This window comes from Metallibacterium scheffleri (assembly GCF_002077135.1).
Lineage (GTDB): Bacteria > Pseudomonadota > Gammaproteobacteria > Xanthomonadales > Rhodanobacteraceae > Metallibacterium > Metallibacterium scheffleri.
Map to the genome: position 1 here is coordinate 969,053 of NZ_LDOS01000001.1, position 13,781 is coordinate 982,833.

General features: G+C 67.2%; 11 protein-coding genes. 7 read left to right on the top strand and 4 right to left on the bottom strand.

Annotation, left to right across the window (positions count from 1 at the left end):
• The first annotated feature begins 22 nt into the window (after positions 1-22).
• Genes hppD through Mschef_RS04310 form a run of 3 tightly spaced genes read left to right on the top strand, consistent with a single transcriptional unit; the run spans position 23 to position 3,483 of the window.
• Positions 23-1,087, top strand: coding sequence for a 4-hydroxyphenylpyruvate dioxygenase (gene hppD, locus Mschef_RS04300; protein WP_081126841.1), 1,065 nt, complete (start codon positions 23-25; stop codon positions 1,085-1,087).
• Between the two features lie 58 nt (positions 1,088-1,145).
• Complete coding sequence (gene hmgA, locus Mschef_RS04305) at positions 1,146-2,456, top strand: homogentisate 1,2-dioxygenase (RefSeq protein ID WP_081126561.1); 1,311 nt, start codon at positions 1,146-1,148, stop codon at positions 2,454-2,456.
• A gap of 28 nt (positions 2,457-2,484) precedes the next feature.
• Positions 2,485-3,483: a fumarylacetoacetate hydrolase family protein gene (locus tag Mschef_RS04310; RefSeq protein ID WP_081126562.1), complete on the top strand. Its 999-nt coding sequence runs from the start codon at positions 2,485-2,487 to the stop codon at positions 3,481-3,483.
• A 66-nt stretch (positions 3,484-3,549) separates the two neighbouring features.
• On the opposite strand, the gene Mschef_RS04315 is transcribed toward Mschef_RS04310, so the two are convergent.
• Positions 3,550-4,080 (bottom strand): hypothetical protein, encoded by a 531-nt coding sequence (locus Mschef_RS04315; protein WP_136256333.1) that lies wholly within the window; start codon positions 4,078-4,080, stop codon positions 3,550-3,552.
• A 177-nt stretch (positions 4,081-4,257) separates the two neighbouring features.
• Here Mschef_RS04315 and hemN point away from each other — a divergent pair, with 177 nt between their 5' ends.
• Both hemN and Mschef_RS04325 read left to right on the top strand, forming a co-directional pair.
• Positions 4,258-5,658: an oxygen-independent coproporphyrinogen III oxidase gene (gene hemN / locus Mschef_RS04320; RefSeq protein WP_081126842.1), complete on the top strand. Its 1,401-nt coding sequence runs from the start codon at positions 4,258-4,260 to the stop codon at positions 5,656-5,658.
• Positions 5,659-5,953: 295 nt separating this feature from the next.
• Positions 5,954-6,751: an SDR family NAD(P)-dependent oxidoreductase gene (locus Mschef_RS04325; protein ID WP_081126564.1), complete on the top strand. Its 798-nt coding sequence runs from the start codon at positions 5,954-5,956 to the stop codon at positions 6,749-6,751.
• Positions 6,752-6,811: 60 nt separating this feature from the next.
• Here Mschef_RS04325 and Mschef_RS04330 read toward each other — a convergent pair whose 3' ends face one another.
• Both Mschef_RS04330 and Mschef_RS04335 read right to left on the bottom strand, forming a co-directional pair.
• On the bottom strand, positions 6,812-7,153 hold the full coding sequence (locus Mschef_RS04330) for a high-potential iron-sulfur protein (protein ID WP_081126565.1): 342 nt from the start codon (positions 7,151-7,153) through the stop codon (positions 6,812-6,814).
• 300 nt (positions 7,154-7,453) lie between these two features.
• Positions 7,454-7,990: a gamma carbonic anhydrase family protein gene (locus tag Mschef_RS04335; RefSeq protein ID WP_081126843.1), complete on the bottom strand. Its 537-nt coding sequence runs from the start codon at positions 7,988-7,990 to the stop codon at positions 7,454-7,456.
• An 80-nt stretch (positions 7,991-8,070) separates the two neighbouring features.
• On the opposite strand from Mschef_RS04335, the gene Mschef_RS04340 reads away from it, so the two are divergent.
• Positions 8,071-9,483, top strand: coding sequence for an aldehyde dehydrogenase family protein (locus Mschef_RS04340; RefSeq protein ID WP_081126566.1), 1,413 nt, complete (start codon positions 8,071-8,073; stop codon positions 9,481-9,483).
• A 75-nt stretch (positions 9,484-9,558) separates the two neighbouring features.
• Here Mschef_RS04340 and Mschef_RS04345 read toward each other — a convergent pair whose 3' ends face one another.
• Entirely contained in the window at positions 9,559-11,298 is a 1,740-nt protein-coding gene (locus Mschef_RS04345) for a patatin-like phospholipase family protein (protein WP_081126567.1), read from the bottom strand.
• A gap of 94 nt (positions 11,299-11,392) precedes the next feature.
• On the opposite strand from Mschef_RS04345, the gene Mschef_RS04350 reads away from it, so the two are divergent.
• Positions 11,393-13,438, top strand: a complete 2,046-nt coding sequence (locus Mschef_RS04350) for a M3 family metallopeptidase (protein WP_081126568.1) — start codon at positions 11,393-11,395, stop codon at positions 13,436-13,438.
• Positions 13,439-13,781: the final 343 nt, after the last annotated feature.

The window sequence follows — 13,781 nt, forward strand, 5'->3', positions numbered from 1 at the left end:
GAGCGCGCAACCCAATGTCGGCATGCAGCCGGTACAGTTCGAAAACCCGATGGGCGTCGACGGTTTCGAGTTCGTCGAGTTCGCGGCACCCGATGCGGCCATGCTGCATGCGCTGTTCCCCAGGCTCGGCTTCAGCGCCGTCGCGCGCCATCGGCGCAAGCGCGTGACGCTGTACCGCCAGGGCGATTGCAATTTTCTGGTCAACGAGGAGCCCGGCTCCTTCGCCATGGGCTTCGCGCGTCAGCACGGGCCCTGCGCCAGTGGCTTCGCCATCCGCTTCAGCAAACCCGCCCCTTGGGTGCGGACGCAGGCGCTGGGCCACGGCGGTGAGGCCATCGGCGCGCTCGAGCACACCAAGGCCGTCGACACGCCGGTGATCAAGGGCATCGGCGGCTGCATGCTGTACTTGATCGACCGGTACGGCGCCAAGGGCAGCTGCTATGAAGCCGAATTCGAATATCTGCCGGGCGTCGAGCGCAACCCCAGGGGTTATGGCCTCACCTTCATCGACCACCTCACCCACAATCTGCGTTTCGGCCACATGGAGCAGTGGTCGCAGTACTACGAACGCCTGTTCAACTTTCGCGAGATCCGCTATTTCGACATCAAGGGCGCGAAGACCGGGCTGGTGTCCAAGGCGATGACCGCGCCGGACGGCATGGTGCGCATCCCGCTCAACGAGTCGTCCGACCCGAAAAGCCAGATCAATGAATACATCGACGAATACAAGGGCGAAGGCATCCAGCACATCGCCTGCTTCACCGATGACATCCACGCCACGGTCGAGGCCATGCGCAGCGCCGGCGTCGAATTCCTCGACACGCCCGACGCCTACTACGAGGTGATCGACCGGCGCATCCCTGGTCACCGCGAAGACGTGCCGCGCATGGCGCGCAACAAGATCCTGATCGACGCCGATCAGGAAACACATCGCAAGCTGCTGCTGCAGATCTTCACGCAGAACTGCATCGGCCCGATCTTCTTCGAGATCATCCAGCGCAAGGGCAACCTCGGCTTCGGCGAGGGCAATTTCCAAGCGTTGTTCGAGTCGATCGAACGCGAACAGATCAAGCGCGGGGTGTTGTGAGGACCGGCCGCGCCGCACGCCGGACGCAAGCACGATGAGCCACCATCAAGATCTCCGCATGACCGACACGCTGCAATACCAATCGGGTTTCGGCAACGAATTCGCCAGCGAGGCGCTGCCCGGCGCGCTGCCGCAGGGACAGAACTCGCCGCAACAGGTGCCTTATGGCCTGTACGCCGAGCAGTTTTCGGCCACGGCCTTCACCGCGCCGCGGCATTTGAACCGGCGCTCGTGGCTGTACCGCATCCGCCCCGGGGCCATGCACCAGCCCTTCACGCTGCTGCCCGAATCACGCTGGCGCAACCGTTTCGACGAGCAGCCAGCCACCCCCAACCCGCTGCGCTGGGATCCGTTCCCGCTGGCGGCCACGGCGACCGATTTCATCGACGGACTGTTCACCGTGGGCGGCAACGGCGGACCCGCGGCGCAAACCGGCGTGGGCATCCATGTGTACGCCTGCAACCGGCCGATGCACAGTCGCTATGTGTACGCCGCCGACGCCGAACTGCTGATCGTGCCGCAGCTGGGACGGCTGCGCGTCGCCACCGAGCTGGGCGTGCTGGAGATCGCCCCGCTGGAAATCGCGCTGATCCCGCGCGGCCTGCGTTTCGCCGTCACGCCGCTGGATGGCGACGCGCGCGGTTATGTGGCCGAAAACTTCGGCGCGCCGATGCGCCTGCCCGAGCTGGGTCCGATCGGCGCGAACGCGCTGGCTAACGCGCGCGACTTCCTTGCACCGGTGGCGGCCTACGAGGACCGCGAGGGCGAGTTCGAGCTGATCGCCAGGTTCCAGGGTCGTCTGTGGCGCGCCGCCATCGACCACTCGCCGCTTGACGTGGTGGCCTGGCACGGCAATGCCGTGCCGGTGAAATACGACCTGGCGCGCTTCAATACCATCGGCTCGATCAGCTACGACCATCCCGACCCGTCGATCTTCACTGTGCTGACCGCGCCGAGCGACACGCCAGGCACGGCCAACATGGATTTCGCCATCTTCCCGCCGCGCTGGCTGGTGGCCGAGCATACCTTCCGCCCGCCATGGTTCCACCGCAACGTGGCCAGCGAGTTCATGGGCCTGATCCAGGGCGAGTACGACGCCAAGGGCGCCGGCGCCGGCGGCTTCAGCCCGGGCGGTGCCAGTCTGCACAACTGCATGAGCGGGCATGGCCCCGATGCCGCCGCGCACGCCAGGGCCGTGGCGCTGGATACCACGCGACCGCAGCATCTGACCGGGGCCATGGCATTCATGTTCGAGACACGCGCGGTCATCCATCCCACCGCACAGGCGCTGGCGCTGCCCGGGCTGCAAGCCGATTACTGGCGCTGCTGGCAGGGTCTGGCCCGACACTTCGATCCCACGCGCCGCTGAGTGCCCGCCCAGGCATGACGGAGAACGCATGAAGCTTGCATCCCTCAAACAAGGCGGCCGCGACGGTACGCTGATCGTGGTTGCGCGCGACTTGTCGTGCGCGCTGCGTGCCGATGGCATCGCGCCGACCCTGCAAGCGGCGCTGGACGACTGGCAGCGCATCGCGCCGCGCCTCAACGCGCTGGCCGAATCATTGCAGGCCGGCAGCGCCGCATGCAGCTTTGCGCTGGATTTCACCGCATTGGCCGCGCCGCTGCCGCGTGCGTATGAGTTTGTCGACGGCAGCGCCTACCTGCCGCACGTCGAGCGCGTGCGCAAGGCGCGCGGCGCCGAGGTGCCGGCCAGCTTCTACACCGATCCGCTGATGTACCAGGCCACCAGTGCCGGCTTTTACGGCCCGCGCGATCCGGTGCTGGCGGCCAGCGAGGACTGGGGCATCGACATGGAAGCCGAGGTGATCGTGGTCACCGACGACGTGCCGATGGGGGTGACGCAGGCGCAGGCGTCCGCGCACATCCAGCTGGTTGGTCTGGTCAACGATGTCAGCCTGCGCAATCTGATTCCGTCCGAGCTGGCCAAGGGCTTCGGCTTTCTGCAATCCAAGCCGCGCTCGGCGCTGTCGCCGGTGCTGGTCACGCCCGATGAACTGGGCGCGGCATGGCATGGCGACAAACTGCACCTGCCGATGCGCACCTGGATCAACGGCCAGTGGTTCGGTGCCGCCGAGTGCGGTGAGGACATGCAATTCAGTTTTGCCCAGCTGATCGCGCACGCAGCGAAAACGCGCCCGCTGGCGGCCGGAACGATCATCGGCTCGGGCACCATCGCCAACCATGACACCGCGCGCGGTGCCTCCTGCCTGGCCGAGCAGCGCACGGTGGAAACCCTGCGCGATGGCCGGCCATCGACGCCGTTCCTGAAATTCGACGACAGCGTTCGCATCGAGATCACGGACGCGCAGGGGCACAGCCTGTTCGGCGCCATCGAGCAGCGCATCGCACGCGCGCCGGTGTCGCCATGCTGCTGATCGCAAGCATCTGCATCTGGCGGACCGCGCCATTGCGGCGCAGCCCGCCGTCCGCACAGCGATGCATCAAACCGCGATACCCGGCGGCTGCGTCTGCGGCGCGCGCGACGCCGGCGGCGCAGTGTGCGGCGCCGGCACGATGATCACTGCCGTTGGCAGCAGCGGGCTGAACAGCGGCATCGGTCCGATGGCCTGCCCGTAGGCAACCGGAATCAGTCCGCGCGGCATCAGCAGCAAGGGCTGCAGCTGACGCGCCGACAGCATCTGCAGCGGCATCAGCATCTGCCGGTTCATGCTGGTTTCGATGGCCTGCATCTGCGCCATCTGCGCCTGCATGGCGCGCATCTGCTGCAAGGCCCAGGTGGGCATCGCCGCGTCGCCGTTGCTGCGTTCGATCACGATGCTGTCATTGCCCTGCGGACTGCGCCAGCTCCAGGTGTGCACCTGCACCGGGCCTGCGGCCGTGTGTTCAACCCGCACGGTTTCATGCATGGGCAGGCTTCTGCCATCGAAATGCACCAGCAGCGGCTGCGCGGCCAGCGCGATGGCGGGGATGCACGCGCCCGCCGCCAGCAACCAGAAATGAGTCTTGCGCATGGGAACCTCCTCGGTGGACATGGGCATGACGCCCGGATTGGCCGGTGGGACCCTGGCGGAGAGGAATTTGTTCCATACCATGCCGCCGCGATTCATGAATCAGTGAAGTTGTGTCGGCATTCCGCGAATCTGATCCAGATCAAGACCTGCGCGCGGCGGCCGCGGCAGACTGCGGCCATGACCCTGCATGCACCCCAGGCACCGTGCTTCGACGCCGAGCTGATCCGGCGCTACGACGTGGTCGGACCGCGCTACACCAGCTACCCGACCGCGCCGCAGTTCCACGCCGATTTCGGCGAGGCCGCGCTGCGCGCCGAGGCGCACGCCAGCAACGACGACCCGATCCCGCGCGATCTGTCGGTATACGTGCACGTGCCGTTCTGCCTGAGCCCGTGCTTCTACTGCGGCTGCACGCGCCTGATCACGCGCGATCACGCCAAGGGCGAGCAGTACCTGCAGCACCTGTATGCCGAGATCGAGCGTACCGCGCCCTTGTTCGACCGCGACCGCAGCGTGGTGCAACTGCACTTCGGCGGCGGCACGCCCAATTTTCTCGATGCGCGGCAGATGCAGGACCTGCTGCAGGTCCTGGGCCGGCACTTCAACCTCAGCCAGGCCGCCAGCCGCGAGTTCGGCATCGAGCTGGACCCGCGCAGCGCCGACCCGGATTACGTGCGCGCACTGGCGGCGCTGGGTTTCAACCGGCTCTCGGTGGGCATCCAGGACTTCGACCCGGCGGTGCAGGCCGCGGTCAACCGCGTGCAGAGCGTGCAGGACACCGCCGCGTTGCTGCAGGCCGCGCGTGCGGCCGGCTTCCGCTCGACCAGCGTGGACCTGATCTACGGCCTGCCGCTGCAGACGCCGGCGCGTTTCGCGCACACGCTGGAGCAGGTCATCGCGCTGGCGCCGGACCGCATCGCCGCCTACAGCTACGCGCACCTGCCGCAGCTGTTCAAGGCGCAGCGCCGGATCGACGCCAGCCAGTTGCCTGATGCCGCGAGCAAGCTGGCGCTGCTGGGCCTGACCGTGGACCGGCTCACCGCGGCCGGCTATGTGTACATCGGCATGGACCACTTCGCGCGGCCGCTGGACGAGCTGGCACGGGCGCAGCGCGCGGGCACGCTGCAGCGCAATTTCCAGGGTTACTCGACGCACGCCGAGTGCGACATCATCGGTCTGGGCATGAGCTCGATCAGCCGCGTGGGCAATGCCTATTACCAGAACGCCAAGGACCTCCCGGGCTATTACGCGGCGCTGGAGGCCGGGCGCCTGCCGGTGGCGCGCGGGCTGGTGCTGAGCGCGGACGACCGCCTGCGGCGCGAGCTGATCAACGCGCTGATGTGCCAGGGCGAGATCGACATCGACGCCTTTGGCGCGCGCCACGGCATCGACTTCCGGAGCTACTTCGCCGACGCGCTGGACGCGCTGCGGGCGTTCGCGGACGACGGCCTGGTGCAGTGGCAGGGCGCGCGCCTGCGCATCAGCGCGCGCGGCCGCCTGCTGACGCGCCAGGTGGCGATGCGCTTCGATGCCTACCTCGGCACCGCGCAGAACGCGCGCTACTCGCGCGCCATCTGATGATCAGTTTGCAAAACCGGGTGTCCTGCCGCAGTTTGCAAACCAACGGGCGCGGCAGAGACACGCCACTTTCGTCGCAGCAAGCACGTGCGTGCTCGTCGCGGCGGCACGTTGACAGCTACGCATCCTGCTCCGCTGTCAAAGCCCTGCCTGCACCATCCATGGCGCCGGTGGGCATGGCGCGCGCCTGCAGGATCTTCCCGCAGCGTCGCAGATTCGAGTGGACCCGGCACGGCATCACCGGGTCTGATGAGACCCTGCCACTCATTCCGTTGTGCCTTGACGAATCACCACCATGACCCAACGCACCAAGCTGAAAATCGATTATCAGGGCTTGCTCGGATACAAACCGCGCGCGGATCTGCTTGCCGGACGCGTGATCCTGGTCACGGGTGCAGCCGATGGCATTGGTCGCGCCGTCGCGCTGGCTTATGCCGCGCACGGGGCCCGGCTGATCCTTCTTGACTGGAATCGCAAGGCGCTGGATCACGTGCATGATGAAATCGGCAACCTCGGATTTGCCGAGCCGGTTCTGTGCCCGATCGATTTTTCCGGTGTGACCATCGATGGCCTGCGCGATGTCGTGCGGCTTGTCGAGGAGCGTTTTGGTGCATTGGATGGCCTGCTCAACAACGCATCCTGGATTGGTGCGCTGAGCCCCTTCGAGCACTACGCACCGAAGACCTGGCTCAAGGTCATGAACATCAACCTCGCCGCGCCGTTTTTTCTTACCCAATGGTGCATGCCGGTGTTGCGCAAGGCGGCCGATCCGGTCATCGGCTTTTCACTGCACGCAACGAGTCGCGCCTACTGGGGTGGATTCGCCATGGCCAAGGCGGGTCAGGAAGCGCTGCTGCATGTTCTGGCCGAGGAATATCACCAGCAAAGTTCGCAACCCGTGCGCATGTTTGGCATTGACACCGGCCCGGTAATGACCGCGGGACGTCGACAGCACTACCCCGGCGAAGCCCAGGGGACGCACCCCGCGCCCGAAAGCGTGACCGGCCCGTATCTGTACGCCATGGGCCCGGACGCGGCCGGACAGAGCCCGCTCGTGTTGCGCCAGGGACTGACCAGTTCAGGCGCCACATAATGCGAAAGCCGACTTGCGCCGGCTTTCGTGATTGAGGAACGGGCGTATTATTTCCGTAATTTATTTCTTCATTTTGTGGGCTGAACACCACCCTTTGACGTGCACGTCATTGCCCGGAAACAACTGGCATGGCCCCCATTGCTCGGCTGCGGTGCCCTGATAAAACGCGCAGTCGCCGCAGTACTGGTTGATCTTGTGGTTGGGGAATTTGGCCTGATCGGCCTGTGCCGTATTGTCGACATAACCAAGTGCCTGCGCTTGCGGAGCGCTCGGGCTGAGATGCGGCAAACCCGCTGCCGCAGCGCGCTTGGGCATGGCAGCAAACACCACGGCCGCGGCCGCGGTGCCTGCAGCGATCTTCAGGAAATGGCGACGCGATTCATCATTTTCATGTTGCGACATTGACAACCTCCATCGATGGCGATTATTGCCGGTTGGACACAGCGACTACACTACGCCCGATCCCGTTACGAACGTCTTGATCCGGATCAAGCCAGGATCTCCATTTTGCACATATTCAGCGATTTGCCGGCACGCAGGTCGACGTTCGCAACCAGGCTGATTCTGCCGCAGTTTGCATGAAGCGGGTACGGCGGAGTGGCGCCACCCTGGTCACGCCAAAACCGGGCGGTTTCGTCGCGCCGGTGCCTGCATGTGGCGAAGCCGTGCGCAGTCCGCGTATGGATCGACTGGGCGCTCGCGTCAACTGGTGGCGAGGTAACGATCCTTCAACTGCACGTAGTGTTGCGCCGAGTAGGCCAGTTGCTCCAGTTCGCGCGCCGCAAGCTTGCGTGCAAACCGCGCGGGGTTGCCCAGCCACAGCTCGCCCGCGCCGATGCGCTTGCCCGGCGCCACCAGCGCGCCGGCTCCGACCATCGCACCGCGCCCGACCACGGCGCCATCGAGCACGGTGGCGTGCATGCCGATCAGGCACAGATCCTCGATGGTGCAGGCGTGCAGGATCGCGCCATGGCCGACGGTAACATCGCTGCCGATGATCAGCGGCGCGCCGCCCGGCGTGTACGGGCCATCGTGGGTCACGTGCAGCACCGCGCCGTCCTGGATATTGCTGCGCGCGCCGATGCGGATGTAGTTGACATCGCCGCGCGCCACCGCGGCCGGCCAGAACGACACGTCCTCGCCCAGCTCCACATCGCCGATCACGCAGGCGCCCGCATCGATGTAGCAGCGCGCACCGAGACGCGGAGCGGTACCGGCAAACGGACGCAAATTGGTCATCACGACACCACCACTCCAGGCCGCGCAGCGTGCGCGAGGCGCGTATTCTGGCGCATCGGCCACGATCCGCGGAGCCACCGATGGATGACCACATTTCCGAATCCGGGCTGCGCACGCTGCTGCATGCGCAGCGCATGACCTGGGCGCGCCAGGTGCCTGATCACATGCAGCGCATGGATGATCTGGCGCGGCTGCGCGTGGCATTCCAGGCGCGATTCGCGCGGCTGGCACAGGCGATGAGCGACGACTTCGGCCAGCGCTCGCGCCACGAGAGCCAGTTGTCCGACCAGATGACCGTGCTGCACGACATCGATCACGCGCGCCGGCACCTGAAGCGCTGGATGCGGCCGCACCGGCATTGGGCCGACATCGCGTTTTTCCCCGCGCATATCGAAGTGCACCCGCGCCCACTGGGCGTGATCGGCGTGATCGCGCCATGGAATTACCCGGTGAGCCTGGCGCTGATGCCGCTGGTCGAGGCGCTGGCCGCGGGCAATCACGTGATGCTCAAGCCATCCGAGCTGACCCCGCGCACCAGCGCCGCGCTGGCCGAGCTGGTCGCCGCGGTGTTTCCGCCCGAGCGCGTGGTCGTGGTGCAAGGCGACGCCGCTGTCGGCGCGATGTTCGCAGCGTTGCCGTTCGATCATCTGGTGTTCACCGGGTCCACTGCGGTCGGGCGCAAAGTGGCGCTGGCCGCCGCCGCCAATCTCACCCCGGTGACGCTGGAGCTGGGCGGCAAGTCGCCTGCCTTGATTGCGCCTGGCTACGCGCTGGCCCTCGCCGCCGCGCGCATCGCGCAGGGCAAGCTGCTTAACGCCGGACAAACCTGCGTGGCGACCGACTACGTGTTGCTGCCGCGTGGCCGTGTGCCGGACTTCGTGCAGGCGCTGCGCGCGTACGTGCAAAAGCATTATCCGGTACTGCGCAGCACGCCGGACTTCAGCAGTATCGTCAGCGCGCGCCACTACACGCGGCTGCACGCGCTGGTCGATGACGCGCGCGCGCAGGGTGCCGAGGTGATCACCCTGCCGGATACCACGGCGCACGATGCGGCGCGGCGCATCTTTGCGCCCACCCTGCTGCTGCGGGCCGACGCCTCGATGCGCGTCATGCAGGAGGAAATCTTCGGCCCGATCCTGCCCGTGCTTGAATACGACAGCCTTGAGGAAGCCATCGCCACGATCAACAGCCAGCCGCGTCCGCTCGCGCTGTATGTGTTCGACGACGATGCGCGTCGTGCCGCGCGCGTGATCGCTGCGATTCCGGCCGGCACGGCGGGCATCAACGACACCGTGGTGCAGTTCGCGCAGACGCGGCTGCCGTTCGGCGGCATCGGCGCCTCGGGCATGGGCCATCTGCACGGCCACGCCGGATTTCTCAACTTCAGCAAGCAACTGCCGGTATTTCGCCAGTCACGCTGGTCGGGTCTCGGCCTGTTGCGCCCGCCCTACGGCAAGCTGGCCGAGCGCATGCTGCGCTGGCTGGCGCGCTGAGTCGCATGGCGAAACCTGGGAGTCGGCCGCGGAAGACGCCGCAGGCCTGGTTATTCCGGGCCATGTTGTTCCGCGCTATCGGCTCTTGTCGAAGTATTCCATGGTGTAGCGATAGCCGGCTTCGACGGCGCGCGTGAATCCGCGCCAATCCAGCAGGCCGATATCGGCGTGCGGTGGGGTGAGCAGATGCGTGGCCAGGCTGCGCCGCTGCGCGCTGGCGGTTTCGCTTTGCACCATCGCCGCGCGCACCAGGATGGCGAACAGGCTGGGCCAGCGGTGACCGCGCAGCCAGCGCCAGGTCAGGCGCGGCAGGCGTGGCAGGGCGATGGCGTCGAAGCCGGCACTGAGCGTGTCATCGCCGCTGATGTCCACCGCAACCACCGTGTCGATGTCGCGGTCGCGCATGACATCGACGGGCAGGTTGTTCATCACCGCGCCATCGACATGCACCATGCCCCGGTGCAGCAGCGGCGGCAGCACGCCGGGGATCGCCGCGCTGGCCCGCAGCCATAGCCACAGCGGTCCGCGCGTGTGCACATCGGCGCTGCCGCGGCTGAGGTTGGAAGACACGCAGTAATACGGCAGCGCCAGATCCTCGATGGCACGGTTGCCGAACGCCGCGCGCAGCAGGCGCGTGCTGCGTGCGCCACGGGTCAGTGCGATCAGCGGCACGGTCATGTCGCGCAAGGGATGGCCGTCGACGAAGGCCTTGCGCATCTGCGCGAGCAATTCGGCATCGTCCCATTCGCAGGCCACGCCGGCGGCGACGATGGCGCCGATGCTGGTGCCGCCGATGCTGTCGATGGGCCGGCCCAGCGCGCGCAGCGCGCGTATCACGCCGATGTGCGCGAAGCCGCGCGCGCCGCCGCCGGACAACACCACGCCTTGCGCGCGCCGCGTCAGCAGGCGGGCCAGGCGCGCGCAGTCACTGGCGCCGCGCAGGTGGTGCCACTGCGGCGCCTCGTGGAATTGCGCCAGCCAGCGCGTGGCCCGACCGTGTGTGGGCGTGCCGCCGGCGCCCAGCAGCAGCAGATGTCGTGGCCGGTGCAGGGCATCGTCGCCGGAGTGGCAGCCGGCATCCGGCCACGCTGCCGGGGCGCTGGCTGTGCTCGCGGCCAGGAGCAGTTGGTCACATTGGCGTATGCAGGTCGCGCGCCAGGCCGGATCGCCGCCGTTGGCGACGTAGAGCAGAAACTCATGCTCGCGCTCGCGTGCGCTGAACCAGTCGGCATCGCGGTTGCGCCCGGTCGCGGCATCGATCACCAGGGTGACGCCGTGCAGGCGCAGCGCGCGGGCCAGATCCTCGGCCACGCTGCGCGCATCGACGGCATCATCGAACGGCAGCAGCGCGAAGCCGCGCGACCGTGCCAGTGGATCGCCCATGTCGTTGGCCAGCAGACGTTCGAGCACACGCCGCGATGCCGCCAGCAAGGCCTTGGGGTGGCTGTCCTGCAGGCGTTCGAAGCTGGCGCGCGGCAAGCGCAGCAAGGTGCAGTCACGCAGCGCGCGCACCGCATACGCGCGCGCCTGATCGGTCAGCAGGCCCAGCTCACCGACGGTCTCTCCCGGTGCAATCACGCCGAGCAGGCGCTCGCGGCCATCGCTTTGCGCCATACCGAATACACCGAGGCTGCCCGAGCGCAGCACATAGACGGCATCGGCGGACGCGCCGCGGACGAACAGGGTGTCGCCGCCAGCGAGGCTGCATGGCTCCAGATACGGCAGCAAGGCGACGCGCGTGGCGGGGTCGAGCGCGCCGAACAATGCGGTGCGTTCGAGGGTTTCGATCAGCACCGTGCGCAGCGCGAGGTCCATGACAACATGCTAGCCGCGCGTCGACAGGTCGCCATGATGCGGCGCAGCGCTTGAAATAGGCGTCCTGCAGCCCCACGCCGGGAGTCCACGGAGAATGCGCATGCTCAACCCGCTGCTGGATGACGCTTTACTGCCCGATTTCGCCGCCATCAGCCCCACGCACGTGCTGCCCGCGGTGCAGGCGCGGCTGGATGCGCTGGAGGCCGGCATCGCGGCCATCGTCGCGCCGCAGACACCGCGCGATTTCGACCATGTGCTGCTGGCCGAGGAGCGCCTGCAGCAGGCGCTGGCGCGCACCTGGTCGCCGGTGGCTCATCTGCACGCGGTTGCCGATAGCGCCGAATTGCGCGCGGCCTATGCCGAGGCCGAACAGCGCATCACCGAAGTGCAGGCGCGGCTGGGTCAGCATCGTGGCCTGTACGAAGCCGTGCGCGCGGTGCGTGAGCGCGCCGACTTCGATCAGCTCGGCGCCGCGGAGCGTGCGCTGGTCGAACACACGCTGCGCGATTTCAAACTCTCCGGCGTGGCGCTGGATGAACCCGCGTGCACGCGCTTTCGCACCATCGCGCAAGAACTTTCCCGGCTCGGCACCGGCTTCGAGGAAGCCGTGCTGGATGCCGGCGAAGCCTGGCGCGAGCACATCACCGACGAACGCGATCTGGTCGGCCTGCCGCCCTCGGCGCGCGAGGTCCTGGCCGGTTATGCGCGCGCGGCCGGGCTGGACGGGTTCCTGATCACGCTGCAGCAGCCCGCAGTGCAGGCGGTGCTGACCCATGCCGAGGACCGTGCGCTACGTGAACGCGTGTACTGGGCATGGAATACACGCGCCTCCGATCAGGGTCCGCAAGCCGGGCGTTATGACAACACGCCACGTATCGCGCAGATCCTCGCGTTGCGGCACGAAGCCGCGCAACTGCTTGGCTACGCCAACGCCGCCGCGTTGTCGCTGGCCGACAAGATGGCGCCCGGTGTGACCGCGGTGCGTGCGTTTCTCGATGACCTGGTGCAGCGCGCGCGTCCGCGCGGCGTGGACGAGCGCGAGGCGTTGCGTGCCTATGCCGCCGCCGAGCTGGCGTTGCCCGATCTGGAATCATGGGACATCGCCTGGGTCTCGGAGAAACTGCGGATGGCCCGCTACGCACTGGACGAAGAGCAGATCAAGGCCTACTTCCCGCTGCCGCAGGTGCTCGATGGCCTGTTCGCCATCCTCACGCGCGTGTTCGGCATCCGCGTGCGCGAATCCGGCGCGGCTCCGGTCTGGCATCCGGATGTGCGCTACGCCGAGGTGTTCGATGCCGATGGCCAATTGCGCGCCGGGATCTATCTGGACCTGTACGCGCGCCGTGGCAAGCGCGGCGGCGCATGGATGGATGTATGCCGGTCGCGCTTGCGCAGCGCGCAGGACGCGCAGCTGCCGGTGGCGTTCCTGACCTGCAACTTCGCCGCGCCCGGGCGTGATGCACCCGCGTTGCTGACCCACGATGACGTGCAGACACTGTTCCACGAGATGGGTCACGTGCTGCACCACCTGCTCACCGAGGTCGATCTGCCCGGCGTCGGCGGCATCGATGGCGTGGAATGGGATGCGGTGGAGTTGCCCAGCCAGTTCATGGAGAACTTCGCCTGGCAGCGCGAGGCACTGGATTTATTCGCGCGCCACTACCAGACGCAGCAGCATCTGCCGGACGCGCTGTATCAGCGCATGCTCGATGCGCGCCATTTTCATGCCGGCCTGCACCTGCTGCGCCAGCTCGAGTTCGCGCTCTACGACCTGCGCCTGCACGCCGAATACGACCCCGCGCAGGGGCCGCGCACGCTGGCGCTGCTGGCCGAGGTGCGGCGCAGCGTGGCGGTGATGCTGCCGCCGGCCTGGCAGCGCTTTCCGCAGGCGTTCACGCACATCTTCGCCGGCGGCTACGCGGCCGGCTACTACGGTTATCTGTGGGCCGAGGTGCTCGCCGCCGATGCCTTTGCGCGTTTCGCGGACGAGGGCGTGTTCAACGCCACCACTGGTGCCGCATTCCGCCGCGAGATTCTGGCCGTGGGCGCCAGCCGTCCGGCCCTGGACAGTTTCCGCGCGTTCTGCGGCCGCGACCCTGATCCATTGCCGTTATTGCGCAGTTACGGTCTGGCTGCCTGAGCGGCGGTCGTGGTCGCACCGCGGCGCGCGCGCGAGGCCGCGGGCGCTGCATCCGCGCGGGATCGATCCGGCCCACGCGCGGCAGCAGCAGTGCTCCACCGGGTCTGGATGGCGCGGCGCAACATCCAGTTGTCTGTGCTCCCGATCCACAATAGAGTTGGAAATGGTAATTGCGGGAAACGCAATTCCGGATCGCGGGGGTCATACGAATAAATTACATTTACGTAATGTCCAGGCGCTGTCATTGCGCGGTCATCGCGTCCGGTCAGAGTGCGCGTGTCCCGTGAATCGTCTGCGCATGCCGCCGGTCCCATTGCCACCGCTCGCTCCGATTGCCGCGAAC